The organism is Streptococcus parasanguinis, from assembly GCF_019929185.1.
GTDB lineage: Bacteria > Bacillota > Bacilli > Lactobacillales > Streptococcaceae > Streptococcus > Streptococcus parasanguinis_O.
Genome location: NZ_JAHZPC010000001.1, coordinates 269051 through 295273, shown reverse-complemented (window position 1 = coordinate 295273; position 26223 = coordinate 269051). Strand labels below are relative to the sequence as shown.

Here is a 26223-nt window from a genome sequence, read left to right as displayed (position 1 = left end):
CCGCACAGTTGAGTAGGGCTGTAAAAGCTGATGAAATCAGCGTAGTAGAGCCCACTCAACCACTGCGTCTTGCTTGATAATCCAAAAATAATTGAGAGGCTAGGACTTTTGTCCCAGCCTCATGTAGTTTTTACAGAATAGAACAGTGAACCGTTTTGGCTAAAAGCCATACTCTATTTCACGCTTTCGTTCACTTATCACTAAATAAAAATATCATATAAATAAACTATTTTTTTTCAAAAAACAGGCTAGAGTTTGAAATATTTTTCACAAAAGAGTATACTGTTAGCATAGTTTTGTCGGATATTTATAAAAGACCCCATCAAAACTAGTTGTCAACCCTTGCTGTTCTGATAGGAACGTTTGCTGGTATCGTTGATACCAAGGAGGAATCATATGTCTAAAGTAGCTATTGTCACAGGTGCTGGTCAAGGAATCGGTTTTGCAATCGCAAAACGTTTGGTGCAAGATGGCTTCAAGGTCGGAGTCTTGGACTACAATGCTGAAACAGCTGAAAAAGCAGTTGCTGAGTTGTCCGCAGAAAATGCTTTTGCAGTCGTTGCTGATGTATCCAAACAAGCAGAAGTAGCTGCAGCTTTCCAAAAAGTTGTAGACCATTTTGGAGATTTGAATGTTGTCGTAAACAATGCAGGTGTTGCGCCAACTACACCACTTGATACGATTACAGAAGAACAATTTACACGTACATTTGCTATTAACGTTGGTGGAGTGATTTGGGGTGCACAAGCTGCACAAGCTCAATTCAAAGCGCTTGGCCATGGCGGAAAAATCATCAATGCAACTTCACAAGCAGGTGTTGTAGGTAACCCTAACTTGACTGTTTATGGTGGTACTAAATTTGCAGTTCGTGGTATCACACAGACTTTGGCGCGTGACTTAGCGGATTCAGGCATCACTGTCAATGCTTATGCACCAGGTATCGTGAAGACTCCAATGATGTTTGACATTGCTCATGAAGTTGGTAAGAACGCGGGCAAAGACGACGAATGGGGTATGCAAACATTCGCTAAAGATATCACTTTGAAACGTCTTTCTGAACCAGAAGATGTAGCAGCGGCTGTCAGCTTCCTTGCTGGACCTGACTCAAACTACATCACAGGTCAAACCATTATCGTGGATGGTGGAATGCAGTTCCATTAAGATAAAAAACAGAGGTTGGGATCAACATCCTAACCTCTTATTTTTATGCTATTTTGTTAATACAATGGTATCAGAAGGATTGCGATCGTCATCTTCAATAGTGAGTTGGTTACCTTCTAGTTTATAATATTTGAGATCATCCCCCACAGTGAGGGTATGATTGTCGGCGTGAACGGTTACAGGCTTGCTTTCTTTCTCGTCATCCCTTTCAACCTCTTCCCATGTGCCCGTCGTACCAGACAGGGTCAGAGTGATCTGATCATTTTCATCAGTCCCTTTGTATGTACCGTCTAGATTTTCAGCTTGGCTAGCCGTTTGAGAATCTTTAGAGCTTGAATCGCTCGAAGAAACCTGTTGTGAACTAGCAGAGTTTGCAGGTGTTTGAGCTGTCTGGTTCGAGCAGGTTGCTAAAAGACCAAGAATTGCCAGTGAGGCAAGAGAAAGTGTGAATTTATTGGACAATGTCATCGGTTTGTCTCCTTTCTTTGATAATCCAAATATAGCAGAGGATAGAGGAGAAGACAATGAAAATGATTTTTCAGAAAAGGGAGAAAGAATTCCTTATACGAATATATATTTAGATCAAAAAAACCACTCCCGAAAGGGAAGTGGTTCTGTGTTGGTTCTTATTTGAGACCGTATTTTTTGTTGAAACGATCCACACGTCCATCTGCTTGAGTGAACTTTTGACGTCCAGTGTAGAATGGGTGTGAGTCTGATGAAATTTCAACACGGATCAATGGATAAGTTTCACCTTCGAATTCAACTGTTTCGCTAGAGTACTTAGTTGAACCGCTGACGAACTTGTAACCAGTAGTAGTGTCCATGAAGACAACAGGGCGATATTCTGGATGGATATCTTTTTTCATTTTGCAATATTTCCTTTCTGCCATGGTCTCTTTCCGAGCCATAGATTGTTACTTAGCTAGTGTATCAAATTTCTAGGATCTTGACAAGTATTTTCACTAATTTTATTTAAAATAATGGTCAAAAAATCACCTTGGCTTAGCCAAGGTGATTCTGATATTATTATTGTTCAGATTGATTTGGATCTTTTGGTGCTTCAACCGGTTGATCAGCTTGTCCCTCAGTATGTTCGTGAGTTTCTTTTTTGATTTCATCTACAGCAGTTTTTACAGTAGAAGTTGTCACACGTCCAACAGATTGGGCGAATCCTTTACCTGATTCGGCAAGTTCTTCGAAGGTTCCTTTAGTGATTTTACCACCAGACATTGCCAAGAGACCAGTCACAACAATAGCGATACCTGCAATTAAAGTGAGGATCAAACCAAAGCCGATCGAAACCAATCCCCCTAAGTCAGAAGAATACTCACTTCCCTTGAAGGTTGCAAACAATGAAACCAATGTAGAAATAAAACCTGCAACAATGATGATAGTTGAAAAAGTTTTATTTAAAGGGGTATTGATGTTATTCAAGCAGGCAAGAACGATAGAGCCAATAGAAAGGACGATTACAATCAATCCGCTATTTTGAATTCCAGAAATGCTAATAACTCCAAACGGAGTGGTATACCATGGCAAGAAAGTACCAAGAATTGCTACCGCAGCAGAGATAATGATAAATAATCGATTTTTTTCCATAATAAGTCTCCTTAAAAATCTTAATAGCTTTATTTTACCATAAGAAAGATCAAATGAAAACCCCATGACCAAGATAAAAAGGCTGAGAAACCGTTCTCAGCCTTCGTTTGTGCGTGCCACTTCTTGTAGCTCTTGGTAAATTTGGTCATTTTCTTCGAGGGAGTAGGAGTTCGCTCCACTAGCTAGTGGATGGCCACCACCATTATGGCGTTTGGCAATTTCGTTGATCACTTTTCGTTTGCTACGCATCCGGACACGGAAGTGACCGTCGGCCTGCTCGACAAAGATGGCCCAAACAGATACGGTATCGATGCGTCCAGGGGCACCGACAATTGCAGCAGTCTCGGAATCACGTAGATCAAATTTCTTTAAGAGCTCTTGTGTCAAGGTCACACGCGCAGCGCCATGTTCATCGATCTCAAGATGGTCATAAACATAGCCTTGAAGTTTAGCGGTTTTGAGATTGATCGTATCCATCTGACGAGCAAGGACAGTAAAATCAAAAGGAATGCTCCGAAGAGTTGCAGCGATCTCAAAGGTCCGAGTCGAAGTAGCAGGATAAAGGAAGCGACCTGTATCGCCGACAATCCCAGCATAGAGAAGACGAGCAGCACTGACCGGGAGTTCAAGATCCAATTCCTTAGCAAAAAGTGCAATCAGCTCACTGGTAGAGCTTGAGTCTGTATCAACCCAGAGCAGATCGCCGTAAGAATCGTCATTTGGATGGTGGTCGATCTTGATCAGGAAATCACCATTCGTATAGCGCTTGTCATCGATGCGGGGAGTATTGGCCGTGTCACAGACAATCACCAAAGCTCCCTCAAAATCTTCATCCTTAACCTCATCCATTTCAGCAAGCCAAGTCAAGGTCGGCTCATCATAGCCAGTTGCCAATACCCGCTTTTGAGGGAAGTGGGCACGCAGGAGATCCCGCAAGCCCACCTGGCTCCCAATCGCATCCGGATCCGGATTCTGGTGACGGTGGATAATAATCGTGTCATAAGCTTGAATCTTTTCAAGAATGTCATTCATTACGTTCATACATTACCTCATTTTCTCTGTCAATTTTAACATAAGAAAGGCCCATCCAGCAAGCATTTATCACTAATTAGGAGCTATGGAAGCGGTTTTACATTGGTTAGATATTTTGTTAGAATGGATGAATATGATGAAAGAAATTAAAAATAGACCATTCAGATTGAAAGTCTTTCTAGCTGCTTTGTCTCTAGTAGTTGTTGCTGGTATTTTCATAGATGTCCAGAGAGGTAAGATTGGTAAGGATTCAAAATCGATATTAGAACAACAACGATTTATTGTTGTAGATGATTCGGAAAATGAAAATTTATATAAATTTAATTTTGAGAATGGCTATGATTTAAAGAGTAATAATTTTTATAGTATAACTCAGGTAGTTGAAAAAAATGGGAAGATGTATGATGGTAGTTCAGATGAAAAGCCTGATGACAGATATCATTTATTCTTATACCGAAATGTCACTTCCGCAATTCTGAATTTAAAGGTTTCAAAAGATGAGATCGAACAATCAAACTTTATCATTGAGCGAGATCCGAAACCTCTAATTACTAAATCGCTAGTGAAAGATGAAAAGACACCTGAATTTGAGGCTAGAGTTTTAGATAAAACTGACAAATTTTCGAAAGTTCGGATCACCTATAATAAAGATTATTTACCAGTAAAACTTGAATGGTATTTTAAAGGCGATGAAGGGCTGAAGTGGTATACCTGGAGCCGTTTTTCATATCCATATAAGACTGAATCTGAATTTAATAAAAAACTAGATGAAGAAATCCAGCGTATTAAAGATATTAAAGAGGAGTACGAGTTGGAGAAGAAAAACGGATAATAATTGAACTATTAAAGCAATTCAAGAAGAAAACGAGGGCGATTAGGTTGAATCGGTCCAATTTTCTGTAACGTGCTCTTTCTTTCAGCTTATCGGGAAAGGTTTCGTGCAAAATGCTTGAAAAAGTGGTATAATACGGAAAATAGATTTTGGGAGGAAATTATGACTGTAGCGAAGATTGTTTTTGCTAGTATGACTGGAAATACTGAAGAAATTGCTGATATCGTAGCGGACAAATTCCGTGATCTTGGTGTCGAAGTAGATGTTGATGAGTGTACAACTGTGGATGCGGAGGACTTCCTTGATGCGGATATCGCAGTGGTAGCGACTTATACATACGGTGATGGAGAGCTTCCAGATGAGATCCAAGATTTCTACGAAGATTTGGCTGGCCTTGATCTCAAAGGCAAACTTTACGGTGTGGTAGGATCAGGTGATACCTTCTACGATGAATTCTGTAAAGCAGTTGATGATTTCGACCGTTGCTTCGCTGCGACTGGTGCTGAAAAAGGATCTGAGTGTGTCAAGGTTGATTTGTCTGCAGAAGACGAAGACATTGAAAAATTAGAAGCCTTTGCAGAAGAACTTGTAGCAAAAGCAAATTAATGACAAAGAGGCTGGATCGATGGATTACAGCCTCGATTTATATCCAAAATAAAGAGGAGACACATGGATTTAGATCAGATTCGTAAGGACATTGACCAGATCGATCAAGAGATTGTAGCCTTGCTGGAAAGACGGATGGTCTGTGTCGGTCAGATTGTAGAATATAAGGAGCAGCAGGGCTTACCTGTGCTCGATCAAGGAAGGGAAAGAGAGGTGCTTGAGAAAGTCGGCTCTCTTGTGGCGGATGAGCAGTATCGGGCGACCATTCAAGCCCAGTTTCAAGATATGATGAATCGCTCGAGAGACTTCCAAGAGGAGGTGAGGGCGCGTGACTAGTCTATCCATCAAGCAAAAAGCACAACAGTATCTAGTGCTGACTATTATGGCCCTCTTCATCGGTCTCTTGGTTGGTGCTATTGATATGATCTTTGGTCAAGGATTGCTTATGATCGGGGATTTCCGAAGCCAGCATTGGCCCTTAATTCTTTTTCTGGCTATAGCAGGGCTTGTCATCGTTTATCTTTATAAACGTTTTGGTGGGAAGGCTTCAAAAGGGATGGGATTGATCTTTGATGTCGGGCATGAGCGTGAGGAGGAAATCCCCTTGATCTTGGTGCCTTTGATCATGCTGACGACCTGGATGAGCCACCTCTTCGGTGGTTCGGTTGGTCGGGAAGGCGTAGCGGTCCAGATCGGAGCAACCCTTTCGCATCGTTTTGCCCGTTATTTCCAGTTTCAAGATGCTTCGCGCATCTTTCTCATGACCGGGATGGCAGCCGGTTTTGCGGGGCTCTTTCAGACGCCACTGGCAGCAACCTTCTTTGCCCTGGAAGTCTTGACAGTTGGGGAGTTGCAGTTGATTGCTCTCTATCCAGCCCTCATCGCCTCGATCGTGGCGAGCTTTACCTCTCATACCCTTGGTTTAGAGAAATTTGCTGTGCCACTAAGAGAAACGCTGAGCTGGACACCAGAGACCTTGATCAAAGTTGCCCTTCTTGGCTTGGCGTTTGGCCTCGCTGGGAAGCTCTTTGCAGTTAGCCTTTCCTGGTTGAAAAAAACAGTCGCGAAAGTACTGCCTAATCCGTATATCCGAATCGCGGTCATTGGGGCTGGACTCAGCTTGATCCTCTTGACTCTCCAGCTGACCAAGGTCGGCTCTTATAGCGGACTCGGAACCAATCTGATTGATATGGCATTTCATCAAGGAAGTGCGCAGAGTTATGACTGGATCCTCAAGCTCCTCTTTACCGTGGTGACCATCTCGGCTGGGTACCAAGGAGGAGAAGTGACACCGCTCTTTGCGATCGGAGCTACACTTGGCGTTTTTCTCGCTCCTCTGCTGGGCTTACCCGTCTTAGTGGTGGCTGCTATCGGTTATGCCAGTGTCTTTGGTAGTGCGACCACGACCTTGCTCGCACCGATCTTGATCGGAGGAGAAGTCTTTGGCTATGCCAACCTTCCTTTCTTTGTGATCGCCTGCGCCATCGCCTATTGCCTACCAAAAGAGTGGAGCATTTATTCCGGCCAAAAAGTTGCAAAAAAGTAGAGAAAAGAGCTTTACAAACCTGAAAATATCTGATATGATAGTTTCTGTGCGTAATGGAAGCACAAAAATACAGTTTATCCGCTGAGGGAGGTCCCTCAAGATTGACGAAGATAGGAGAATAAAATGAATCCATTAATCCAAAGCTTGACTGAAGGTCAACTTCGTACTGATATCCCTGCATTCCGTCCTGGTGACACTGTTCGTGTACACGCGAAAGTTGTCGAAGGATCTCGTGAACGTATCCAGATCTTTGAAGGCGTTGTTATCGCTCGTAAAGGTCAAGGACACACTGAAATGTACACTGTTCGTAAAATCTCTAACGGTGTCGGTGTTGAACGTACATTCCCAGTACACACTCCACGTGTAGACAAGATTGAAGTTGTACGTTACGGTAAAGTACGTCGTGCGAAATTGTACTACCTTCGTGCATTGCAAGGTAAAGCAGCTCGTATTAAAGAAATCCGTCGTTAAGACGAACAAGGAGGCGGGAGTGATCTCGCTTCTTTTTTTATAAGTCCCCTTAGTTCAATGGATATAACAACTCCCTCCTAAGGAGTAGTTGCTGGTTCGATTCCGGCAGGGGACAATATAGATAAGTAAAACACTGATTCGCCAGTGTTTTTTTTTTGGTTTATACAAGGATGGATCTTAGGGAAAGTTCTTGTATGGTATAATAGTGGAAAAAGAGACACTGAATTTTAAGGTAGTCCTACCTTTTTTGAATACCAAATTAAAAAAATTATGAGTGCTCTAAAAGTTTAATCTGAAAGGGATATAAGAAAAGTGAGAAAATGAAAATTTCTGGTACAAAGTCTATCATCACATTTGACTATGAAAATGGTTATGTTTTAAAAGCAAAGGGAGAATTGTTAACCAATGGAAGTTTTACTGCATATAGGTCAAGTATACAGAATTGGGAGCCACCATACAACCACATTCGTATCACAGAGAGCGAGATAGATAAACTTGTTGAGGAAGTGGATTCCATGATGACTGAGCAAACAATACAGATCGAATTTATCTGAGTTAGAGTAGGAGAAGGATGATGAGAATCGATTACAGTGAACAGATGGTCACATGGGAGTGGGATGGTTGTGTAATAAAGATAGAACTACCAGATATCATTCATGCGGAATATAATAAAAATGAGAACATTGTTATCGTCTATAGTGGAGAAAACTTTGTAAGTAAAATCATTTTCTACTTTAGCTTAGAAGGAAAATTGTTAGGGCAACAAAATCTACTAGAAGGAACCGTAGATTGGAATCATAATGGTCAACACCAGATTGTTTTTCATCATTTACATCATCTTCGCTTTAGCCCTAAATATCAGCGTATCTTCAGTATATTTCGCTCATCAAGTGACTTTGGACTCCCTTCAGAATTAGAGATTTATAATTTAGAAGGTGAGAAAATTGACCAAATTGAATCTCCTGCAGGGTTTACTATGCTATATATTTCTGAGATAAGTAAGAAGAAACTGAGAATTGTATGCGAGGCTCTTAAAGAAGATTCCTTTGATAAATTTGGTCGAAGTGATTTCTATTTTAATTTGGAGTTAGAAACTAGAAAATGGGTAAAAGATGGCATTGCCTATTGAGGAGGAGAAAAAGAAGCCTGATTTTATGATATTCTGGTTGAGAAAATAACCTGCACTAGGAGATATAAAATGAAACCAACAAACCTAAAATGGGAAGATGTTATCCAGTTTGAAGAAGTAAAAGGATACGGGAAGTCAATTTGGAAAAATGAGGATAAATATTTTTTAGTTTCAGAAGAGGGAACTGTGGCTTCTTGGTTAGCAGTCTATGATTTACCCCAAGAATTATTCTCTCTATTAGATAGTGGAGAGAGATCACTACTCGAAGTATCTTGGAAGATTAAACACGATTCTTGGCCACCGACGGAAGAAGAAAAGAAGGCTAGTGAGAAACAATTTGTATTAAAAGGCTTAACTCCTTTAATAGCTAATCCTAAGAGTTGGGAATTATTTACTCAGGAAGAGCTTGAGACATTAATTCCACTTGCTGAACAAAAATGGATTGACTGGAGAGGCAAACTTCCAGATGATTATGTGTCACCATTGAAATAGACAAAAAGAAATAGTATGACAACAGAAATTCAACAATACAAAAATTGTACGGTATTAAAAAACAATAATGATTATCAGATTCTGTGGAGTAGAGGGAAAGAAGTGCTTAACTTTCCCATTAGCCAAAAATTAGCAGAACGTGTTTCAAAATCAGAAAAAGATGCTTTAGAAGTAATGTTTTATTGTGAACATCATCGTTGGCCAAAGAAAGATGAGTTAGATGATTATAATCATTCCAATACGATTGTACATAGAGGCGATGGATTTGTTGTATATGAAACAGATGGTTATTACGAAATTAGCTTCTTTAAAGAAGTTGGAGGAGCTATGGGCCCAGAAGTATGCTACCCCATTACTAAGGAACTAATGGATAAAGCATTTCAATCTTCTAGGGAAGCATATGAGGTGATGATTTATGCCGAAACAGGGAACTGGCCCTTAAGTAAGCAGGATGATATTGATAGAAACTATATACGTAATCATCCTGAAACTATGCTACCAAGTATAGAAGTTCAACGTGAGTTGTTTGATGTTGAAAAGTTTAAAGCTCTTGTAAAAAAAGCTATTGTTTCAGAACTAGAACCTAGCGAACTTGACGCTATTGGTATAGTTGATAATCATTTAGAGCTTCTTCTGGTGGATTCAGTCGGCTGGCAGGAAGAGATAGAAGCAGTCCATCTGGAAATTCTGCAGGAAAAAATTAACAATTACATTCACTTCCTCGAAAGCAAGCAATATGAGGAGAGATATGGCGATAAGTTTGATAAGAAAATCATCCATATCACCTTCCAATATTCTCCATCGGATAACGGCTTAGCCTTCCTCGTAGCGGTTCAGAAGGTATTGCAACCGACGGATATGAGCTTGAAGGTAGAATTGCCGGAGTAAAGAACAACTAAGAAGAATAAAATTAATCAATTTATGAGGGATTAAAAGTATTAAAGCGAAGGTCAGTCAAAAAACAAGATAGCTAAAAAGTAGACAAAATTTTCTAAAAGCCTATTAGAATAGGCTTTCTAAGCATATTTTATATTTCGGCAGGGGACAGAGATAGAAAAGATAAAACTGACAGTTGAACTGCACCCCAAAAGTTAGATTTTTTCTGTCTAACTTTTGGGGAGTAGTTCACTTATGACAGAGTGTTGACGTTTTAGAGCCGTGTTGTTTCGAATGGTCCCAAAACTTATTTTTTGTATGATATAACAGAATATCTTAAAAATGAAGGGGTTTTCTATGGAAAGTGATGTGTTTTTTGATTATTATTTAAAATCACTTAGGTTTCATTTGGGTGATAGGTGTAAGGATATTGGATTTATAGAGTTTTTTAAAGATGAAAATAATTGTTTTATTACTATAGAGGATTATGTTTTGGAATCATTTGTAATATTGTCAAATATTTTGAGTGAGAAGAGGATTGTGTTTTCTTGTGGAATTATTTATAGTAAGGGGGTAGTTACTGGAGTAGAAGTATATATGAATGTATCAGAGTTAGAAAGATTAAATAATTTGTTTAAGATATAGTTTTGAAGAATACAAAAAAAGATAAGGGAAGCTGTCTAAATGAGATGTGTTGGTTGATAGTATCAATGTTTCCTAGTTTTAGAGCTGAGTTCTTTAGAATGATCCCAAAACAAGAAAAACAAAAAATGATGGTCTAGGAGCTTGATACTTTGAGCTTCTTTTTCTTTAGAAATTCAAATCATAATTTTACAGACTTTTATGTCATTAATTTATTTTCCCCCTCCGCTTTTTCTTTGACTCTCCTTTCTTATTTTTCTAAAATAGTAGGTGTGTGAAGGGAGATTGATATGAAAAAAGGTTTTGTGATTGTGCTTTCTGCTTTGGTCTTGGCTTCGTGTGGTCGTCCTCAGAGGACGGTTATGCCTAAGAGTTCGGAGACCAAGCAGACCAGCACGTCAGAAAAGAAACAGTCTGGTATGGACTTAAAAGCCATTAAGGCTAAGGACTACTCGAGTATCAAGGGAACTTGGATCGATGGTCTTGGCAATGAGCTGGTCTTTGATGACAAGGGCTTGGTCAGCGAGGATGTTGAGCTTGATGCATCGAGCTTTAAGCAGAAGGACCAGATCGCAGAGATGACGGTCAGTGCCAAGTCGGGTGTTGGAGGATACGATCTCTTGCTCCTTCCAAAAGGTCAGAAAGCTGGCAAAGATGATGCTTCGGATAAGTCCAAGGATCGGATATGGGCTGGTCAGTCACCGGCATATGGCGATAATGACAATTTCTACTATCGCAAGAAAGAGCAGCCGAAAGATCGGGAAGAAGCTGATACAGACGATAGCAGTAGTAGCTCTAAGACGAGTAAGGCCAAGAAGTGGAATACTCGATCGGATGGTGAGGTCAAGTCTTCGAAGAAGGCAGACCAGAATGATTATCCAGGCTACATCGCTACTCAGGTTGAAGCTGCTCGTGTCTGGGCTTATGTGATCAAGTCTGTACCGACAGAATTGAGTATTAACGAAAAGAGTGCTGGTACAAAAATTTACTTTGGTGGGCTAGGAGTTGACTATCCTAAAGATGTTCGTCAGTTATTTACACCTATTTCTGCAGAAGGTAATGTGACTTATGCGTCTAACGGTGATGGGACGGTGACGATCTATCCTGTACCGAGCCACTGGCAACAGTCTGCGGATGAACTTAATAGTGATGAGTTTATGACGCAATTTACCCAAGGAATCTTGGATCATGCAGAGACGGTGACTTTGCCAGATGGGGATCCAGATATGATTCGTCAGATTCTTGCCGTACTGAAGTAAGAGAGAGATTATGGTAGAATAATAGTAAATGATAATTTTTAAACTGTTAAATATCTAAGCACTTATAAGGTTATAAAATTAAAATTTTGGAATGTCTTTTACTGGAAGCTTTATGTAATTTTGGTCAATTACAGGTCATTTTCGACTTGTTAAAAATTAAAAGGAGGCAATCTATGAAAAAAACTATGTTTGCAACAATGGCCATTCTCTCGCTATTTCTGTCGTCGTGCGTGCAAAAAGAAGCGAAGAATGAAGACAAAAAAGAGCAGTCTACTGAACAGAATGTAAAAGATTCTACAAAGGAAAGTAAAGAATCAGTGGTCAAAGGAATGGATCAAGCCCCTACCTCATTGGTTGGAAATGAAAAACCTAATGTAGTATTTGCTTATATGCTTCAAAATCAAATCAATGGCGAAATTGAGATGGGGAAAGTGTATTATGATGAAGAGTATTTGACTGTCAAATTATCTGTATCAGAAAAATTATTATCTTCAGCAAATATAAATCCAAAAGATTATTGTAAGACGCTTTTTGATTTAAAAGAAGAGATAGTAAAGCAATACAATGCAACTCAAAACAAACCGAGCAGTATAAAAATTAAAATATATGATAAAGATGAGAAGCTTTTGGCGACGGAGGAAAATGGAGCTTTGGTGGTTAAGTAACTAAATTCAGTCAACCATCTGGCGGCATCTGTGTTTTACATTTTTCTCACTAATCCACATTTATTGTTTTTTTAAGCTGATCCTGTTACAATGATACTACACGGAAAAGACTGGTCTTCCAGCCTTTTTCATTTCACTATAGAAAGGTCTTTTATGAAACGCAAATCGATTTTGTTTCTCTATTTACTCTTGCTAGCGATTGGGCTGGCCTATGAGACCCAGTCACTGACGGAAGGCTGGATGTCTGGTAGCCAGTACGGGATTGTGGGTCTTTCAACCCTGCTCCTCCTGGTCTATGCGATTCCTGCTGTCTGGGCATTGTTTCATTTCGCCAAGAAGTGGAAGTTGTCTTGGGTACCGGTGCTCTTTTCTCTACTAGGTGGGGGCTTTGTTGCTGGTTGGTTATCTAGCTTTGCCAATACCTATTTCCATGACATGATTCAAGCTATCGCTCCAAATAGCGAATTTTGGAACCAGTACGAGAGTGCCATCGCTGCGCCACTCTTTGAGGAACCCTTTAAGTTGATTCCCATCTTCTTTGTTCTCTATCTGTTTAATGTCCGTCGGATCAAGTCGATCTTCCTCTTAGCTATTGCGTCTGGGCTTGGCTTCCAGATCGTGGAGGATTTTGCCTATATCCGTCAGGATCTGCCAGATGGCTTTTCTTACACGGTGTCAGGGATTCTCGGTCGTGTAGCCAATGCGCCCATGTCTCACTGGGTCTACACAGGCCTTGTCATGCTCGGTTTCTACTTGATTGTCCAAGCTAGCAGAGGACGCAAGGATCTAGCTCTAGCAGGCTGGGGCTATTTAGTAGCTGGGTTTGGACTCCATTTTGTTGGAAATTCACCCTTCTCACAAATCGTGACCGAGTTGCCGATTGCGATTCCAGTCTTGAATGCTACTGGTCTCTTCCTGATCTACCTAGCTTATCAAACTGTCGAGCGATTAGAACAAGGAAAATAAACCAAAAAAAGATGCGTATGTTTGCACACATACGCATTTTTGTTATTTACCAAGACAGAACTGGCTGAAGAGTTGGGTAATAAGCTCATCTGGAGCGGCATCCCCTGTGATTTCTCCGAGGATTTCCCAGGTGCGGGTGAGGTCGACTTGAAGCAGGTCAACCGGCATACCTAGAGCCAAGCCTTCGTTGACAGCTTGCAGGGCTTCAACAGCTTTCTCGATCAGAGAGATGTGGCGAGCATTGGAAAGGTAGGTAGCATCTTGCTCAACCAGGCCGGCATTCTCAAAGAAGAGGGCGTTGATGCGGTCTTCGATTTGGTCAATGTTTTGATTTTTAAGGACAGAGATCTTGATGTGATCTGCAGGGATTTGATCCAACTCGATTTGTTGCGGGAGATCGACCTTGTTAAGGAGGATGATGCGGTTGCTATCTTGAGAGATCTCAAGGAGCTGGCGATCTTGATCGGTCAAGGGCTCGCTAGCATTTAGGACCAGGAGGACCAGATCAGCTTCCTTGAGGGCTTTTTTCGAACGTTCGACACCGATTTGCTCGACGATGTCTTCGGTCTCGCGGATCCCCGCCGTATCGACCAACTTGAGGGGAACCCCGTTGATGTTGACGTATTCTTCGATAACGTCACGGGTGGTTCCTTCAATATCGGTCACGATGGCTTTTTCCTCGCGCAGGAGATTGTTGAGGAGGCTAGACTTGCCGACGTTTGGACGACCGATGATAGCAGTAGAGATCCCTTCACGCAAGATCTTTCCACGGCGAGCTGTCTTCAGCAAATTGGTCAAGAGGGCTTCAAACTCGGTGGTCTTTTCACGAATGATCTCGGTGGTAGCTTCCTCGACATCATCGTACTCAGGATAGTCGATATTGACTTCAACTTGAGCAAGAGTATTGAGGATTTCTTGGCGGGTGTTGTTGATCAGTTCAGACAGGGAGCCGTCCAACTGTTTGACGGCAATATTCATAGCCTTGTCAGTCTTGGCGCGGATAATATCCATGACCGCCTCAGCCTGGGTCAAATCGACCCGACCGTTGAGGAAGGCCCGCTTGGTAAATTCACCAGGTTCGGCCAAACGAGCTCCCTCACGGATGACCAACTGCAGGATTTCATTGGTCACTGCAATCCCGCCGTGGGTATTGATCTCGATGATGTCCTCACGAGTGAAGGTCTTAGGTGAGCGCATGGCTCCCACCATAACTTCGTCGAGAATCTCGTCCTTATCTGGATCCACGATGTGGCCGTAGTTAAGGGTATGGCTAGCCACTTTGCTTAAATCTATTCCCTTAAAGATTTTTTGCGCAATGGCAAAGCTGTCGGTTCCGCTCAAGCGGACAATCCCGATAGCCCCCTCACCGAGAGGAGTCGAGATGGCAGCGATGGTATCAAATTCTTTAGTAATCATGTCAATTCTCTTTTCCTGTAGATTCATCTCTATTCTATCGTAAAGTCCGCAGACGGGCAAGGTTTTGCTTTTAGAACTAAAAGTTGGAAAGGTTTTCAATTAATTAGTGAAATCTCTTACAGAATATGCTATACTGTAAGAGAATATAAAAGGAGGTCTATGATGGTAAACCTAAAAGAACAGGTAGGAATTAAAGCGGCTGAGTTTGTCACAGACGGCATGATTGTCGGTCTCGGTACAGGGTCAACTGCTTATTATTTTGTGGCTGAATTGGGTCGTCGCATCAAAGAAGAAGGCTTGAAAATCACAGCTGTCACGACGTCAAGTGTGACCTATGATCAGGCTGAAAGTTTAGGCATTCCGCTCAAGGCCATCGACGATGTCGAAGTGGTCGATGTGACAGTAGATGGCGCAGATGAAGTGGATCCTCAATTAAACGGGATCAAAGGTGGAGGTGGGGCTCTCCTCATGGAGAAGATCGTCGCAACCAATTCTAAAGACTGCATTTGGATTGTGGATGAATCCAAACAAGTCCCAACCCTTGGGGCTTTCAAACTTCCAGTGGAAGTAGTGCAATACGGGGCTGAAAATCTCTTCCGTCACTTTGAGCAAAAAGGCTACCATCCTGCCTTCCGTCTTGCGGAAGATCAACGCTTTGTCACTGACCAAGACAACTTTATCATCGACTTGGATCTCAAGGTAATCAAGGATACGGAAGCTTTGGCTAATGAACTAGATCACACCGTAGGCGTTGTAGAGCACGGCTTGTTCTTGAATATGATTTCAAAAGTGATTGTAGGGACACCAGATGGTCCTGTCATCATTGAAAAATAGGTTTCTCTAAAGAGGAGCCGGATCAATCAACGGCTCTCTTCTTATAGGAATATGGTATAATATAGCTAGTTTAATAAAGGAAAGAGGCAGTATATGTCAAAATTTAAACGCATGCACTTAGTTGTGCTGGATTCAGTTGGGATCGGTGCTGCACCAGATGCCAATAACTTTGTCAATGCAGGAGTTCCAGATGGAGCATCTGACACACTTGGACACATCTCAAAAGCAGTTGGGTTGAATGTGCCAAACATGGCGAAAATCGGTCTTGGAAATATTCCGCGTGAACAAGCTTTGAAAACCGTGCCAGCTGAAAGCAATCCAACTGGTTACGCTACGAAGTTAGAAGAAGTCTCTCTTGGAAAAGATACCATGACAGGTCACTGGGAAATCATGGGGCTTAATATTACAGAACCCTTTGATACCTTCTGGAATGGATTCCCTGAAGAAATCTTGACAAAAATCGAAGAATTCTCAGGTCGCAAGGTTATCCGCGAAGCCAACAAACCTTATTCTGGTACAGCTGTTATCGATGACTTTGGACCACGTCAAATGGAAACTGGTGAGTTGATCATTTATACATCAGCAGACCCTGTGCTTCAAATCGCAGCTCACGAAGACATCATTCCTTTGGATGAGTTGTACCGTATCTGTGAATACGCTCGTTCGATCACATTGGAACGTCCAGCACTTCTTGGTCGGATCATTGCTCGTCCCTATGTTGGAGAACCAGGAAACTTCACACGTACGGCCAACCGTCGTGACTTGGCTGTTTCACCATTTGCGCCAACTGTTTTGGACAAGTTGAACGAAGCAGGCATCGATACCTATGCAGTTGGTAAGATTAACGATATCTTCAACGGTGCTGGTATCAACCACGATATGGGCCACAACAAATCAAATAGCCACGGTATGGATACTTTGATTAAGACCATGGGACTTCCTGAGTTCCAAGAAGGCTTCTCATTTACCAACTTGGTAGACTTTGATGCTCTTTACGGACACCGTCGCAATGCGCACGGCTACCGCGATTGCTTGCATGAGTTCGATGAACGCTTGCCAGAAATCATCGCAGCCATGCGTGAAGACGATCTCTTGATGATTACGGCTGACCATGGTAACGACCCAACCTACGCTGGTACTGACCATACGCGTGAATACATCCCATTCTTGGCTTATAGCCCATCTTTCAAAGGCAATGGCGTGATTCCGGTTGGCCACTTTGCGGATATCTCAGCTACTGTGGCGGAAAACTTTGGTGTTGAGAAAGCCATGATCGGAGAAAGCTTCTTAGATAAATTGGTCTAAGATGATGCGCTTTGCTCTCCTCGTAAGAGGAATCAATGTTGGCGGCAAAAACAAAGTGGTCATGGCTCAACTTCGTCAAGAATTGATGGAGCTGGGATTGGAACAAGTTGAAACCTACATCAACAGTGGCAATATCTTCTTTACGACAGGTCTTTCCCGATCTCAGTTAGTAGAGTGCCTGTCGACCTTCTTTGAGAATCACTATCCCTTTATTGAACGCTTTTCTCTCCTGAGTCGAGAAGACTATGAAGCAGAATGTGCAAACCTACCGCAATGGTGGACAGAAGAGATGGCTCGTAAGGATGTTCTCTTTTACACCGAGGGCTTGGATAGGGAATCCGTAGAAGAGAAGTTGCTTGCTTTGAAGCTAGGAGATGAAGTGCTTCACCTTGGCAAAACAGCGGTTTTCTGGGGCAAATCCTCAGAAGCAAGCTACGCTAAAACCGCCTACCACAAATATCTGATGAAGATGCCTTTCTATCGTCAGATCACTATTCGCAACGTTAACACCTTTGACAAAATTGGCACATTACTTAAGAAATAAAAGGAGATACACAATGACATTGTTAGCAAAAATCAATGAAACAGCTGCTTTCTTGAAGGGCAAAGGAATGGAAGCGCCTGAGTTTGGCTTGATCCTTGGATCAGGTTTAGGTGAACTGGCTGAAGAAATCGAAAATCCAGTCGTAGTAGACTACTCTGAGATTCCAAACTGGGGACGTTCGACAGTTGTCGGCCACGCTGGTAAGTTGGTTTATGGTGATCTTGCTGGACGTAAGGTATTGGCACTTCAAGGTCGTTTCCACTTCTATGAAGGAAATCCTCTTGAAGTTGTGACTTTCCCAGTTCGTGTCATGAAAGTGTTGGGATGTGAAGGAGTGCTTGTCACCAACGCTGCTGGTGGTATCGGCTTCGGTCCTGGTACCTTGATGGCTATTACTGACCACATCAATATGACTGGTCAAAACCCATTGATCGGTGAAAACTTGGATGACTTTGGTCCACGTTTCCCTGATATGTCGAAAGCTTACACACCTGAATACCGCGAGACTGCTCATAAAGTCGCTGACAAATTGGGTATCAATTTGGATGATGGGGTTTATATCGGTGTGACAGGTCCTACTTATGAAACTCCAGCTGAAATCCGTGCCTATAAGACTCTTGGTGCAGATGCTGTCGGTATGTCAACTGTTCCTGAAGTCATCATTGCGGCTCACTCTGGTTTGAAAGTTCTTGGTATTTCATGTATTACCAACTTTGCGGCTGGTTTCCAAGAAGAGCTCAACCATGAAGAAGTGGTAGAAGTCACTGAGCGCGTTAAAGACGACTTCAAAGGCTTGCTGAAAGCGATTCTTGCTGAACTCTAATCCTATGAAAGCAAGACTCCAAAGCCTGCCTTACGGACTGAGGTTGCTTCTAGCCACTCTATCATTGGGAATAGGGACGGGTCTGGTCGGAATTGCCTGTCATTATCTACTAGAAGGTGTGCAAGGACTGGCCTTTGGCCAAGATAAGGGGGACTTGCTTCAGCAATTTAATCACGCTGGAGGTTTCCGTAGATTCCTTGTCCTAGGTGTGACAGGGGTCTTGGCAGCAGGTTTCTGGTATATTCTGCAACGGCGCTATAAAATTCTCTCCATTCGTAGGCAAATTGACCTAGCTGGAGACAGTGAGCCAGCGTTCTTAGCCCACCTCCTTCATGCAGGGATGCAGGTTGCGATTGTTGGAGCAGGTGCATCGGTCGGAAAAGAAGGAGCCCCACGAGAGGTCGGGGCTCTTCTAGCTGGTCGATTGGGCAAAGCCTTCTCCTTGGCAATCAAAGCGCGAAAAGTTTTAATCGCCTGTGGTGCAGGAGCTGGCTTAGCTGCAGTCTATCAGGTTCCCTTTGCTAGTAGCTTGTTCGTCTTTGAGACCTTAGGACTTGCCTACAGTTGGCAGAACCTTCTGCTGGTTTTGTCCAGTACTTATCTGGCGACTTGGGTGGCCCAGCCTATCGTTTGGCACGGTTCTATTTATCATATTTCGCTAGTCCATTGGTCAGCTAGCAGTTTCTTGCAGGCTGTCCTAGTGGCTCTATTGCTTACTCCATTTGCGCTAGGCTTTCGATCTTTAGCTAAACGCGCAGGTCGCAAACGACGGAAGGATGGAACGATTCTTTGGGCTCTTCCTCTAGCCTTTCTTGTGCTGGGGAGCCTAGTAGTCTTTTACCCCATCTTTATGGGAAATGGTCAGGTACTAGCCCAGACCTTGTTGTCTAGTCAGTCGATTCCCTATCTTCCATTGACTCTTGCAGTGAAGGGGCTTTTAGTCTATCTCCTCTTGAGCAATGGTGCCTATGGGGGAACCTTGACGCCATCATTTGCCTTAGGAATAGGGTCTGGCTACTTAGTGACTTTATTGATGACAATCGTTGGAATTCATTTAGATCCTGCTCTCGGGATGCTACTTGGTGCGACCGTCTTTTTAGGAACGACCCTACAAGCTCCTTTGACAGCTATTGCCCTGAGCCTTGAATTTACAGGGCAGTCTTTAAGTTTAACAATCCCGCTTGTACTTGCAACAGGTGTGTCTTACGTGATTCGAATGAGATGGGAGAAGAGATGATGAAGGTACATTTTGTACTGCATGAAACATTTGAAGTGCCGGGCGCTTATCTAAAATGGGCGCAGGAGCGTGGTCATCAGGTGACAACGACCAAAGTCTATGAGAATGAAGCCCTACCTGAGACTGTGGATGAGATCGACTTTTTGATCGTAATGGGAGGACCTCAATCGCCAGATGAAGATCAGGAAGCTTTTCCATACTACGATCCTCAGGCAGAGATCGAGTTGATTCAAAAAGCCATGAAGGCAGATCGTTACATTGTTGGGGTCTGTCTGGGGGCGCAGCTCCTGTCTGTTGCTTATGGCGCAGAGTATGAACACAGTCCTGAGCGCGAGATTGGCGTTTATCCTGTGACCTTGACACCGCATGGTCTAACAGATCCGCATGTCCGCTTGTTGGGAGAAACTCTTGAAACCGGTCACTGGCATGGCGATATGCCAGGATTGACAGAGGATGCTTTCGTTCTTGCGACCAGTCAAGGTTGTCCACGTCAGATTATTCGCTTCAGTCCTAAACACTATGCATTCCAAGCCCACTTGGAATTTGATCTAGAAGCAGTCGATCTCTTGATTGCTGCAGACGGTGAAGATGTTTTGGAAGAACAAAGTCAAAAACTGACCTTTGTTCAAAAACCTGAAGCCATTCGTAATTACGATTATCGAGAAATGAATGCCAAACTCTATGCATTTTTGGATTCATTAACAAAACAAAAAATGAAAGGAAGGGCAGTTCGGGTTTGAATTGAACCCGGGCAAGCTATGACTTTCAAAACGATATTTAATTGAACCCTCCCTAAAAGCTGTGTGAAAAAGATTGATTGTCACTTTGCTTTTTACGGGCTTGGTATCTTATAGAAAGGTAGAGCATGTGTTCTAATTTAAACCCGAGCGGAAAGCTTTTCTAATTACTCAATAAATAATGAAAGGATGGGTTAACCGTATTCGCTGAACTGAATACGGGTTACTCTCCTCTAAATCATCAAAATTAAGAAAGAAAGGTAGAGCATGTGTTCAGATTTGAACCCGAGCGGAAAGCTTTTCTAAACAAAAAATGAAAGGAAGGGCAGTTCGGGTTTGAATTGAACCCGGGCTAGAGGCTGTGTAAAAAAGATAAATCCTCCTAGATGCGAGGCATCTTTGTCGGATTTCCTATTTTTACTTTGCCTCTTTAACGCCCTTGGTATCTTATATTATGTCTATCCATATTGCTGCTAAGCAGGGTGAAATTGCTGATAAAATTCTTCTTCCTGGGGATCCTCTTCGTGCGAAATTTATTGCTGAGAATTTCCTTGAAGATGCTGTTTGCTTCAACGAAGTCCGTAACATGTTTGGTTATACAGGGACTTACAAGGGTCACCGTGTATCTGTCATGGGTACTGGAATGGGGATGCCATCAATCTCTATCTATGCGCGTGAGTTGATTGTCGACTACGGTGTGAAGAAATTGATCCGTGTGGGAACGGCTGGTTCTTTGAATGAGGATGTGCATGTTCGTGAATTGGTCTTGGCACAAGCTGCTGCAACCAACTCAAATATCATCCGCAACGACTGGCCTCAATACGATTTCCCACAAATCGCTAGCTTTGATCTTTTAGACAAGGCTTACCACATTGCCAAAGACCTTGGCATGACGACTCACGTCGGCAATGTCTTGTCATCAGATGTCTTCTATTCAAACTATGGTGAAAAGAACATCGAGCTTGGTAAATGGGGTGTGAAAGCTGTAGAAATGGAAGCAGCGGCTCTTTACTATCTTGCTGCTCAACACCATGTTGATGCGCTTGCTATCATGACTATTTCAGACAGTTTGGTCAATCCAGATGAGGATACAACTGCTGAAGAACGTCAAACTACTTTCACAGACATGATGAAAGTTGGTCTTGAGACCTTGATTGCAGACTAATGGCAACATTCTTTCATGATGAATGGCTCTACGATCTCCAAAATTATCACTACAGCCGGGCTCTGCGCTCTATCAAGCAGCAGGAAGAAGTACCGGATTTGTTGGTGAGCTTACTACAGTTAATGGCGGAGCGTCGAGAGCTTAATATCCAACCTGTCATGAATCAAAAGTTGAGAACCGAGTTGCTAGAAGCGACTGGTTTTCAGCTTTTTTGGCATGAAGATCCAGAAGATGAGCAGTTGGCTAACTACCTCTATGATCTCGAGGCGAAGTTGCGAAATGAGCAGATTATTGACTTTGTTCGTGCCGTTAGCCCAGCCATCTATCGGATCTTTATGCGATTGATTCAGTTGAAAATTCCTGATATTACCAACTATATCCATAACTCCAAAGAATCCAGTTATGACCGTTGGAAGTTTGAGAGCCTGCATGCGTCCGACAACCCTATCCTGCAACAATTCCACAGCGAAAGTGTGGTCAATTCATCCAGTTTAACGGAGTTGATTGTGCAGTTGGACTTGCCAGATAGCGTCAAAGTTGCAGCCCAACAATTGCGGGAGTTAGAAAAATCCGTTCGCAACCCCTTGGCCCATTTGATCAAACCCTTTGATGAGGAAGAGCTCCATCGGACGACGGGTTTCTCTTCTCAGGATTTTATGAAGAATTTGATTGACCTTGCAAGCTACACAGGCATTCATTATGATCAAGCTAACTTTTATTTTGATCAGGCCAATGCTGTCATGGAAGAGCTACTAAAGGAGAAGTAGATGGATAAGATTGCTCAACTACAGGAGATGATTGATCAGAGTCAACGGATCGTTTTTTTCGGTGGGGCAGGAGTTTCCACGGAGTCAAATATTCCGGATTTTCGAAGCTCAGACGGTGTCTATAGTGTTCAGGTAGGACGGCATTTGACAGCCGAGCAATTGGTTTCACATACCATGTTTGAGCGCTATCCAGAGGACTTTTTCGACTTTTATAAGAAATACCTGCTCTATCCCGATGCCAAGCCCAATGCAGCCCATCGGTATCTGGCTCGTCTTGAAGAAGCTGGTAAGCTCACGGCAGTCGTGACACAAAATATCGATAGTCTCCATGAAATGGCGGGGTCTAAGAAAGTCTTGAAGCTCCATGGTAGTGCTGACCGTAATTACTGTACGGGTTGCCAGCGATTTTATGATTTAGAGGCCTTTCTAGCTTTAGAAGGCCCGGTTCCCCACTGTTTGGACTGTGGTAAGGTGGTCAAACCAGATGTGACTCTTTACGAGGAGCCTCTCGATATGGAGGTCTTTAGCCAAGCAGCCCAAGCCATCCAGGCAGCTGATCTTCTCATTATCGGCGGGACCTCCCTTGTGGTCTACCCAGCAGCCAGCTTGATCCAGTATTTCCAAGGGAAGAAGCTGGTTGTCATCAATAAAACCAGTATCCCACAAGACAAGCAAGCAGACCTGGTTATCGAAGGAAAGATTGGGGAAGTATTTTCTCAATTAAGACAATAAAAGAACACCTGAGAGAAGTGGAAATCCACTTGTTTCAGGTGTTTTTATGTCTCCCTTTGGACTAGAGCTATAAGAATGTAGTTGATTATGATATAATGAAATAGATTTTGTCAAGGAGGCGTGCATGAAGAAGTTTAAAAAGAAATTGCCACTTGTTTTAGTAGCTTTAGGATTATTCTTCTTTGGAATTTATCAATATTTTAAAAATTACGTTGATCCTGGTTTATTTGATAGGGACTATCAATATACCAGAGTTTATAACTACAAAGCAGAGAAGATTAAGCCTAAAAAAGAAAAAGTAAAAGATATCAATCTTGAATTTATTTATTATGAAAAATCAGAGGTTCCTCAAGGGTTAACTTGGTCGGAAGAAACTCGGTCTGATCTTGGCCTTTTTAATGGTGGGGATGTAATTTTACATGCCACGTTAGAAGATGGTTCAAAAATTAGAATTCCCCTAGAAAAGACGATTCGAATGGGTCCAACCTTCAGTCGTAATTTACTATATGATAAAAAATTAGAACAAGAAATGCTCCGAAGATTTCCAAATGTGATCACAGAGAAAAATAGTGGTTTCAAAATTGCCTTTTTAGCTGGAATGATGTATGTAGGGGATACTCTCTATCATGTTCCAGAAATAGAAGCTGTTACGCGTTTTGACCTAAAGAATCCAAAAACCGGAAAGTTACAAACTTATTATGAATATGGAAATTTGCCGGAGAAAACCAATACACCTGTGTTTTTAAAAACTAAAAAAGATGTGAGTCAAGCAGACATGCAATCTTTTTATGATGATTACCATAACAGTTGGAAGGGCTACTGGGACAGGGGAACCGATACCATTTTTAAAGAATTGTCAAATACCTATCAATATAAATTTTATTACGATACTTGGTATTATTCAGATTCTTTATCTAACCTTCCCATTAATATAAATCCTACAGGATCGAAATTTAAATTAACAGTTACCCGTACACAACTGATAAAGCGTGATCAAAATGATCGGATGAAAGTACGGACTACACAAAAGATCTATACAGAAAACAATAAAGAGGAGTATGAAAAAGAAGTCCTCAACGAACTGAGAAATTATTATGATGATAGTGAAAGAGCAAGAAAAAAAATATTTCGTAAGTAAGAAACAAGGGGTTACAATCTTGTTACTAGAGTCCATCTTTAGGGGGTGAAGAAGTTGGAAATTAAGAAGAAACATATCTACCTGGCTTTATTTGGTGTATTCATCGGTTATATTGCCCTTCGTTATTATTTAAAACCTGAGTTATTTGATCCAGGAGCTATTTATTATGATGTATACAATTACAAAACCAGTAAAATAAAGCCACAGAAAAAGATTATCAAAGACATTAATTTCGAATTTATTCATGATGACATAGAAAAGAAACCATTTGATGGACAATGGAAAGAATCTATCCGAACAGACATAGAAAAATATGGTAGTCGCAGAATACTACATGTGACCTTTACAGATAAAAGTAAAGCGGACATCCCCTTTGATGTAAGTTCAATTGGTCCTGCATTTAGTGAGAAAATTTTAAATAATGAGCTTCTTACGAAACTATCTAACCGTTTTCCAAATCTAAAAGAGGTGGATCACAGCTACATTTATAGAACTGATTTAGTTTTAATGCTCTACCAAGGAGATACCTTGGTTCAAATACCAGAATATCCATATGAGATTAGATTTCAAGTTAGAAATCCAAAGAGTGGAAAACTACAAACTTACTACCAATATGGTACGGAACCAGAATTTACTTTTTTCCGCCCAGTATTCTTTCGGCAATCTGTTATGAATACAGCAGAAAGGAATCAAAGGTTTTTTGATGCTTATGATCAGTCAAAATCACACAATTATTGGGATACACGGTTTGATCATGGTGGAAATAGTTTAAATATTGGTCAAGAAAAATTTTCTGTTTATTTATTTTATTCTGATCGATTTACTAATCAACCGGTTGGAATTCGTATGACAGGAAATTCATTTAAAACTACTATAACAGATACATATATCATGAAAGACCGAAGCAAGAACATTAAAGGTTTTAGAGTTTTATCACAATCGAAAACATACACAGATAAAAATGAATACACAACTGAAATACTTAGTAAAAATGTTAACTGATTTCAAATAATATGGATGCTTAAATGACTTCGTGGATACAAATTATTGACCCATTTTGATTTCGAAATATAGAAATGACCATAAAAAATATCTGAGTGAACATGGATCACTCAGATATTTTTTACTTATCAAACTTCACTTCCTCAAGCAAGTACTCGATGAATTTTTCTCCCATTTTTGAGAGAGCTGTTTTTTCATGTTTGATATAGACCAGCTCGATCGGGTCTTCGATATCAAGAGGAATAGAGACGATGTTATCTCCATTGAGATTGCTGTTGAGGATCCCGGTCGCAATGGTGTAGCCATCCAACCCAATCAAGAGATTAAAGAGGGTTGCCCGGTCACTGACGACGATGGATTTCTTATGGTGTTCTTGAGAGAGGATCTCTTCTGAGAAGTAGAAGGAGTTGTGAGTCCCTTGGTCATAGCTAAGGTATGGGAAATCTTCCAGATCTGACAGGTGGACGATCTCCTTCTTGGCGAGAGGATTGGTCTTGCTGACAAAGATATGAGGCTGCGCTGTAAAGAGGTGAGTGGCAATCAGGTGATTATCATCCAGCATCTTAGAGAGGACATCCCGGTTGTAGCTATTCAAAAAGAGCACGCCAACTTCGCTTCGGAAATTCTTGACGTCATCGATGATCTCCCAAGTCCGTGTCTCCCGTAGGAAAAGCTCGTATTTTTCCATGTCACTTTTCTTGAGGAGAGAAACGAAGGCCTCAACGACGAAGGCGTAGTGCTGTGAAGAGACACTAAAGAGTTCACGAGAACCTACAGGATTTTTATAGCGCTCGGACAAGAGGTCAATCTGCTCCACCACCTGGCGGGCATAAGAGAGAAACTCCATCCCATCGCGAGTCAAAGTGATCCCTTTAGGATTCCGGATAAAGATTTCAATTCCCATCTCATTTTCCAAGTCCTTAACGGCATTGGAGAGACTGGGTTGCGTGATAAAGAGTTGTTTTGCGGCCTCATTCATAGAGCCGGTTTCGACGATTTTGATAATGTATTGTAATTGTTGTATTCTCATGCTTTTATTTTAACATAAAAATGCGCGTTTTTCCCGTAAAATGTGGACATTTCAAGGACTGTATCAGAGAATAACGCAGGCTGAAGTAGGTAATCAGAAGTAGGCTAGAAAAAAATAGAAGCTTTGAAAGAAAATCTCCATCTGGGGACTGATTTTGATGGAAAAATACAGTTTTGCCTTGCTTAAGGGGTGAGCTGATTGATAAAATGGTAAA

The 26223-nt window shown here is 41.8% G+C and carries 32 protein-coding genes and 1 tRNA gene; 27 read left to right on the top strand and 6 right to left on the bottom strand.

Going from position 1 to position 26223, the window contains the following annotated elements:
• Window positions 1-396: 396 nt before the first annotated feature.
• On the top strand, window positions 397-1161 hold the full coding sequence (locus K1I56_RS01490) for a (S)-acetoin forming diacetyl reductase (RefSeq protein WP_003006860.1): 765 nt from the start codon (window positions 397-399) through the stop codon (window positions 1159-1161).
• 48 nt (window positions 1162-1209) lie between these two features.
• Here K1I56_RS01490 and K1I56_RS01485 read toward each other — a convergent pair whose 3' ends face one another.
• The gene (locus tag K1I56_RS01485) at window positions 1210-1629 is read right to left on the bottom strand and encodes an SP_0198 family lipoprotein (protein WP_223324791.1); all 420 of its coding nucleotides are present in this window, start codon (window positions 1627-1629) and stop codon (window positions 1210-1212) included.
• Here K1I56_RS01485 and K1I56_RS01480 point away from each other — a divergent pair.
• Window positions 1607-1795 carry a hypothetical protein gene (locus K1I56_RS01480; protein ID WP_223324790.1) on the top strand — a complete coding sequence of 63 codons (189 nt, stop codon included), beginning with the start codon at window positions 1607-1609 and terminating at the stop codon, window positions 1793-1795. The genes K1I56_RS01485 and K1I56_RS01480 overlap by 23 nt on opposite strands.
• Here K1I56_RS01480 and K1I56_RS01475 read toward each other — a convergent pair.
• From K1I56_RS01475 to K1I56_RS01465, 3 genes are all read right to left on the bottom strand, one after another.
• On the bottom strand, window positions 1788-2030 hold the full coding sequence (locus K1I56_RS01475; RefSeq protein ID WP_021153079.1) for a type B 50S ribosomal protein L31: 243 nt from the start codon (window positions 2028-2030) through the stop codon (window positions 1788-1790). The genes K1I56_RS01480 and K1I56_RS01475 overlap by 8 nt on opposite strands.
• Window positions 2031-2190: 160 nt before the next feature.
• Window positions 2191-2763 (bottom strand): lantibiotic ABC transporter permease, encoded by a 573-nt coding sequence (locus K1I56_RS01470; protein WP_223324788.1) that lies wholly within the window; start codon window positions 2761-2763, stop codon window positions 2191-2193.
• A gap of 96 nt (window positions 2764-2859) precedes the next feature.
• Window positions 2860-3804 carry a DHH family phosphoesterase gene (locus K1I56_RS01465; RefSeq protein WP_223324786.1) on the bottom strand — a complete coding sequence of 315 codons (945 nt, stop codon included), beginning with the start codon at window positions 3802-3804 and terminating at the stop codon, window positions 2860-2862.
• A gap of 76 nt (window positions 3805-3880) precedes the next feature.
• Here K1I56_RS01465 and K1I56_RS01460 point away from each other — a divergent pair, with 76 nt between their 5' ends.
• The 14 genes from K1I56_RS01460 (at window position 3881) to K1I56_RS01395 (ending at window position 13279) form a co-directional block, all read left to right on the top strand.
• Entirely contained in the window at window positions 3881-4627 is a 747-nt protein-coding gene (locus K1I56_RS01460) for a hypothetical protein (protein ID WP_223324785.1), read from the top strand.
• A gap of 162 nt (window positions 4628-4789) precedes the next feature.
• The gene (locus K1I56_RS01455) at window positions 4790-5233 is read left to right on the top strand and encodes a flavodoxin (RefSeq protein WP_003007049.1); all 444 of its coding nucleotides are present in this window, start codon (window positions 4790-4792) and stop codon (window positions 5231-5233) included.
• Between the two features lie 63 nt (window positions 5234-5296).
• Window positions 5297-5569, top strand: a complete 273-nt coding sequence (locus tag K1I56_RS01450) for a chorismate mutase (RefSeq protein ID WP_223324784.1) — start codon at window positions 5297-5299, stop codon at window positions 5567-5569.
• Window positions 5562-6779, top strand: coding sequence for a chloride channel protein (locus K1I56_RS01445; protein ID WP_223324783.1), 1218 nt, complete (start codon window positions 5562-5564; stop codon window positions 6777-6779). The genes K1I56_RS01450 and K1I56_RS01445 overlap by 8 nt, the downstream gene beginning before the upstream one ends.
• A 123-nt stretch (window positions 6780-6902) precedes the next feature.
• Window positions 6903-7250, top strand: coding sequence for a 50S ribosomal protein L19 (rplS, locus tag K1I56_RS01440; protein ID WP_021153086.1), 348 nt, complete (start codon window positions 6903-6905; stop codon window positions 7248-7250).
• Window positions 7251-7293: 43 nt separating this feature from the next.
• Window positions 7294-7365, top strand: a tRNA-Arg gene (locus K1I56_RS01435).
• A 205-nt stretch (window positions 7366-7570) separates the two neighbouring features.
• Entirely contained in the window at window positions 7571-7804 is a 234-nt protein-coding gene (locus tag K1I56_RS01430; RefSeq protein WP_155167766.1) for an Imm74 family immunity protein, read from the top strand.
• Window positions 7805-7824: 20 nt separating this feature from the next.
• Window positions 7825-8379 carry a hypothetical protein gene (locus K1I56_RS01425; protein ID WP_070505644.1) on the top strand — a complete coding sequence of 185 codons (555 nt, stop codon included), beginning with the start codon at window positions 7825-7827 and terminating at the stop codon, window positions 8377-8379.
• Window positions 8380-8448: 69 nt separating this feature from the next.
• Window positions 8449-8871, top strand: a complete 423-nt coding sequence (locus K1I56_RS01420; protein ID WP_223324781.1) for a hypothetical protein — start codon at window positions 8449-8451, stop codon at window positions 8869-8871.
• Between the two features lie 174 nt (window positions 8872-9045).
• A complete protein-coding gene (locus K1I56_RS01415; protein ID WP_223324793.1) occupies window positions 9046-9759 on the top strand; it encodes a DUF6572 domain-containing protein in 714 nt (237 codons plus the stop codon).
• Window positions 9760-10104: 345 nt separating this feature from the next.
• The gene (locus K1I56_RS01410; protein ID WP_223324780.1) at window positions 10105-10392 is read left to right on the top strand and encodes a hypothetical protein; all 288 of its coding nucleotides are present in this window, start codon (window positions 10105-10107) and stop codon (window positions 10390-10392) included.
• Between the two features lie 287 nt (window positions 10393-10679).
• Entirely contained in the window at window positions 10680-11648 is a 969-nt protein-coding gene (locus tag K1I56_RS01405) for a DUF6287 domain-containing protein (protein ID WP_223324779.1), read from the top strand.
• A gap of 173 nt (window positions 11649-11821) precedes the next feature.
• Window positions 11822-12313 (top strand): hypothetical protein, encoded by a 492-nt coding sequence (locus K1I56_RS01400; RefSeq protein WP_223324778.1) that lies wholly within the window; start codon window positions 11822-11824, stop codon window positions 12311-12313.
• A gap of 153 nt (window positions 12314-12466) precedes the next feature.
• On the top strand, window positions 12467-13279 hold the full coding sequence (locus tag K1I56_RS01395) for a PrsW family glutamic-type intramembrane protease (RefSeq protein ID WP_223324777.1): 813 nt from the start codon (window positions 12467-12469) through the stop codon (window positions 13277-13279).
• A 42-nt stretch (window positions 13280-13321) separates the two neighbouring features.
• Here the strand turns inward: K1I56_RS01395 and mnmE are convergent, their stop codons facing one another.
• A complete protein-coding gene (gene mnmE, locus K1I56_RS01390; protein WP_223324776.1) occupies window positions 13322-14695 on the bottom strand; it encodes a tRNA uridine-5-carboxymethylaminomethyl(34) synthesis GTPase MnmE in 1374 nt (457 codons plus the stop codon).
• A 162-nt stretch (window positions 14696-14857) separates the two neighbouring features.
• Here mnmE and rpiA point away from each other — a divergent pair, with 162 nt between their 5' ends.
• From rpiA to K1I56_RS01335, 11 genes are all read left to right on the top strand, one after another.
• Window positions 14858-15529 carry a ribose-5-phosphate isomerase RpiA gene (gene rpiA / locus K1I56_RS01385; protein ID WP_223324775.1) on the top strand — a complete coding sequence of 224 codons (672 nt, stop codon included), beginning with the start codon at window positions 14858-14860 and terminating at the stop codon, window positions 15527-15529.
• 93 nt (window positions 15530-15622) lie between these two features.
• Window positions 15623-16834: a phosphopentomutase gene (locus K1I56_RS01380; protein WP_223324774.1), complete on the top strand. Its 1212-nt coding sequence runs from the start codon at window positions 15623-15625 to the stop codon at window positions 16832-16834.
• Between the two features lies 1 nt (window position 16835).
• Window positions 16836-17378 carry a DUF1697 domain-containing protein gene (locus K1I56_RS01375; protein WP_223324773.1) on the top strand — a complete coding sequence of 181 codons (543 nt, stop codon included), beginning with the start codon at window positions 16836-16838 and terminating at the stop codon, window positions 17376-17378.
• A 13-nt stretch (window positions 17379-17391) separates the two neighbouring features.
• Window positions 17392-18201, top strand: coding sequence for a purine-nucleoside phosphorylase (locus K1I56_RS01370; RefSeq protein WP_223324772.1), 810 nt, complete (start codon window positions 17392-17394; stop codon window positions 18199-18201).
• A gap of 4 nt (window positions 18202-18205) precedes the next feature.
• Window positions 18206-19438 (top strand): chloride channel protein, encoded by a 1233-nt coding sequence (locus tag K1I56_RS01365; RefSeq protein WP_223324771.1) that lies wholly within the window; start codon window positions 18206-18208, stop codon window positions 19436-19438.
• Window positions 19435-20178 carry a type 1 glutamine amidotransferase gene (locus K1I56_RS01360; protein WP_223324770.1) on the top strand — a complete coding sequence of 248 codons (744 nt, stop codon included), beginning with the start codon at window positions 19435-19437 and terminating at the stop codon, window positions 20176-20178. The genes K1I56_RS01365 and K1I56_RS01360 overlap by 4 nt, the downstream gene beginning before the upstream one ends.
• 451 nt (window positions 20179-20629) lie before the next feature.
• Window positions 20630-21340 carry a purine-nucleoside phosphorylase gene (deoD, locus tag K1I56_RS01355; RefSeq protein WP_070586244.1) on the top strand — a complete coding sequence of 237 codons (711 nt, stop codon included), beginning with the start codon at window positions 20630-20632 and terminating at the stop codon, window positions 21338-21340.
• Window positions 21340-22107 carry a hypothetical protein gene (locus K1I56_RS01350; RefSeq protein ID WP_223324769.1) on the top strand — a complete coding sequence of 256 codons (768 nt, stop codon included), beginning with the start codon at window positions 21340-21342 and terminating at the stop codon, window positions 22105-22107. Before deoD ends, K1I56_RS01350 begins: the two co-directional genes overlap by 1 nt.
• Entirely contained in the window at window positions 22108-22839 is a 732-nt protein-coding gene (locus K1I56_RS01345) for an NAD-dependent protein deacylase (RefSeq protein WP_223324768.1), read from the top strand.
• Between the two features lie 124 nt (window positions 22840-22963).
• Window positions 22964-23977, top strand: a complete 1014-nt coding sequence (locus K1I56_RS01340; protein ID WP_223324767.1) for a hypothetical protein — start codon at window positions 22964-22966, stop codon at window positions 23975-23977.
• A gap of 54 nt (window positions 23978-24031) precedes the next feature.
• The gene (locus tag K1I56_RS01335; RefSeq protein ID WP_223324766.1) at window positions 24032-24979 is read left to right on the top strand and encodes a hypothetical protein; all 948 of its coding nucleotides are present in this window, start codon (window positions 24032-24034) and stop codon (window positions 24977-24979) included.
• Window positions 24980-25100: 121 nt separating this feature from the next.
• Here K1I56_RS01335 and K1I56_RS01330 read toward each other — a convergent pair whose 3' ends face one another.
• Window positions 25101-26009, bottom strand: a complete 909-nt coding sequence (locus tag K1I56_RS01330; protein ID WP_003007102.1) for a LysR family transcriptional regulator — start codon at window positions 26007-26009, stop codon at window positions 25101-25103.
• Window positions 26010-26223 lie beyond the last annotated feature (214 nt).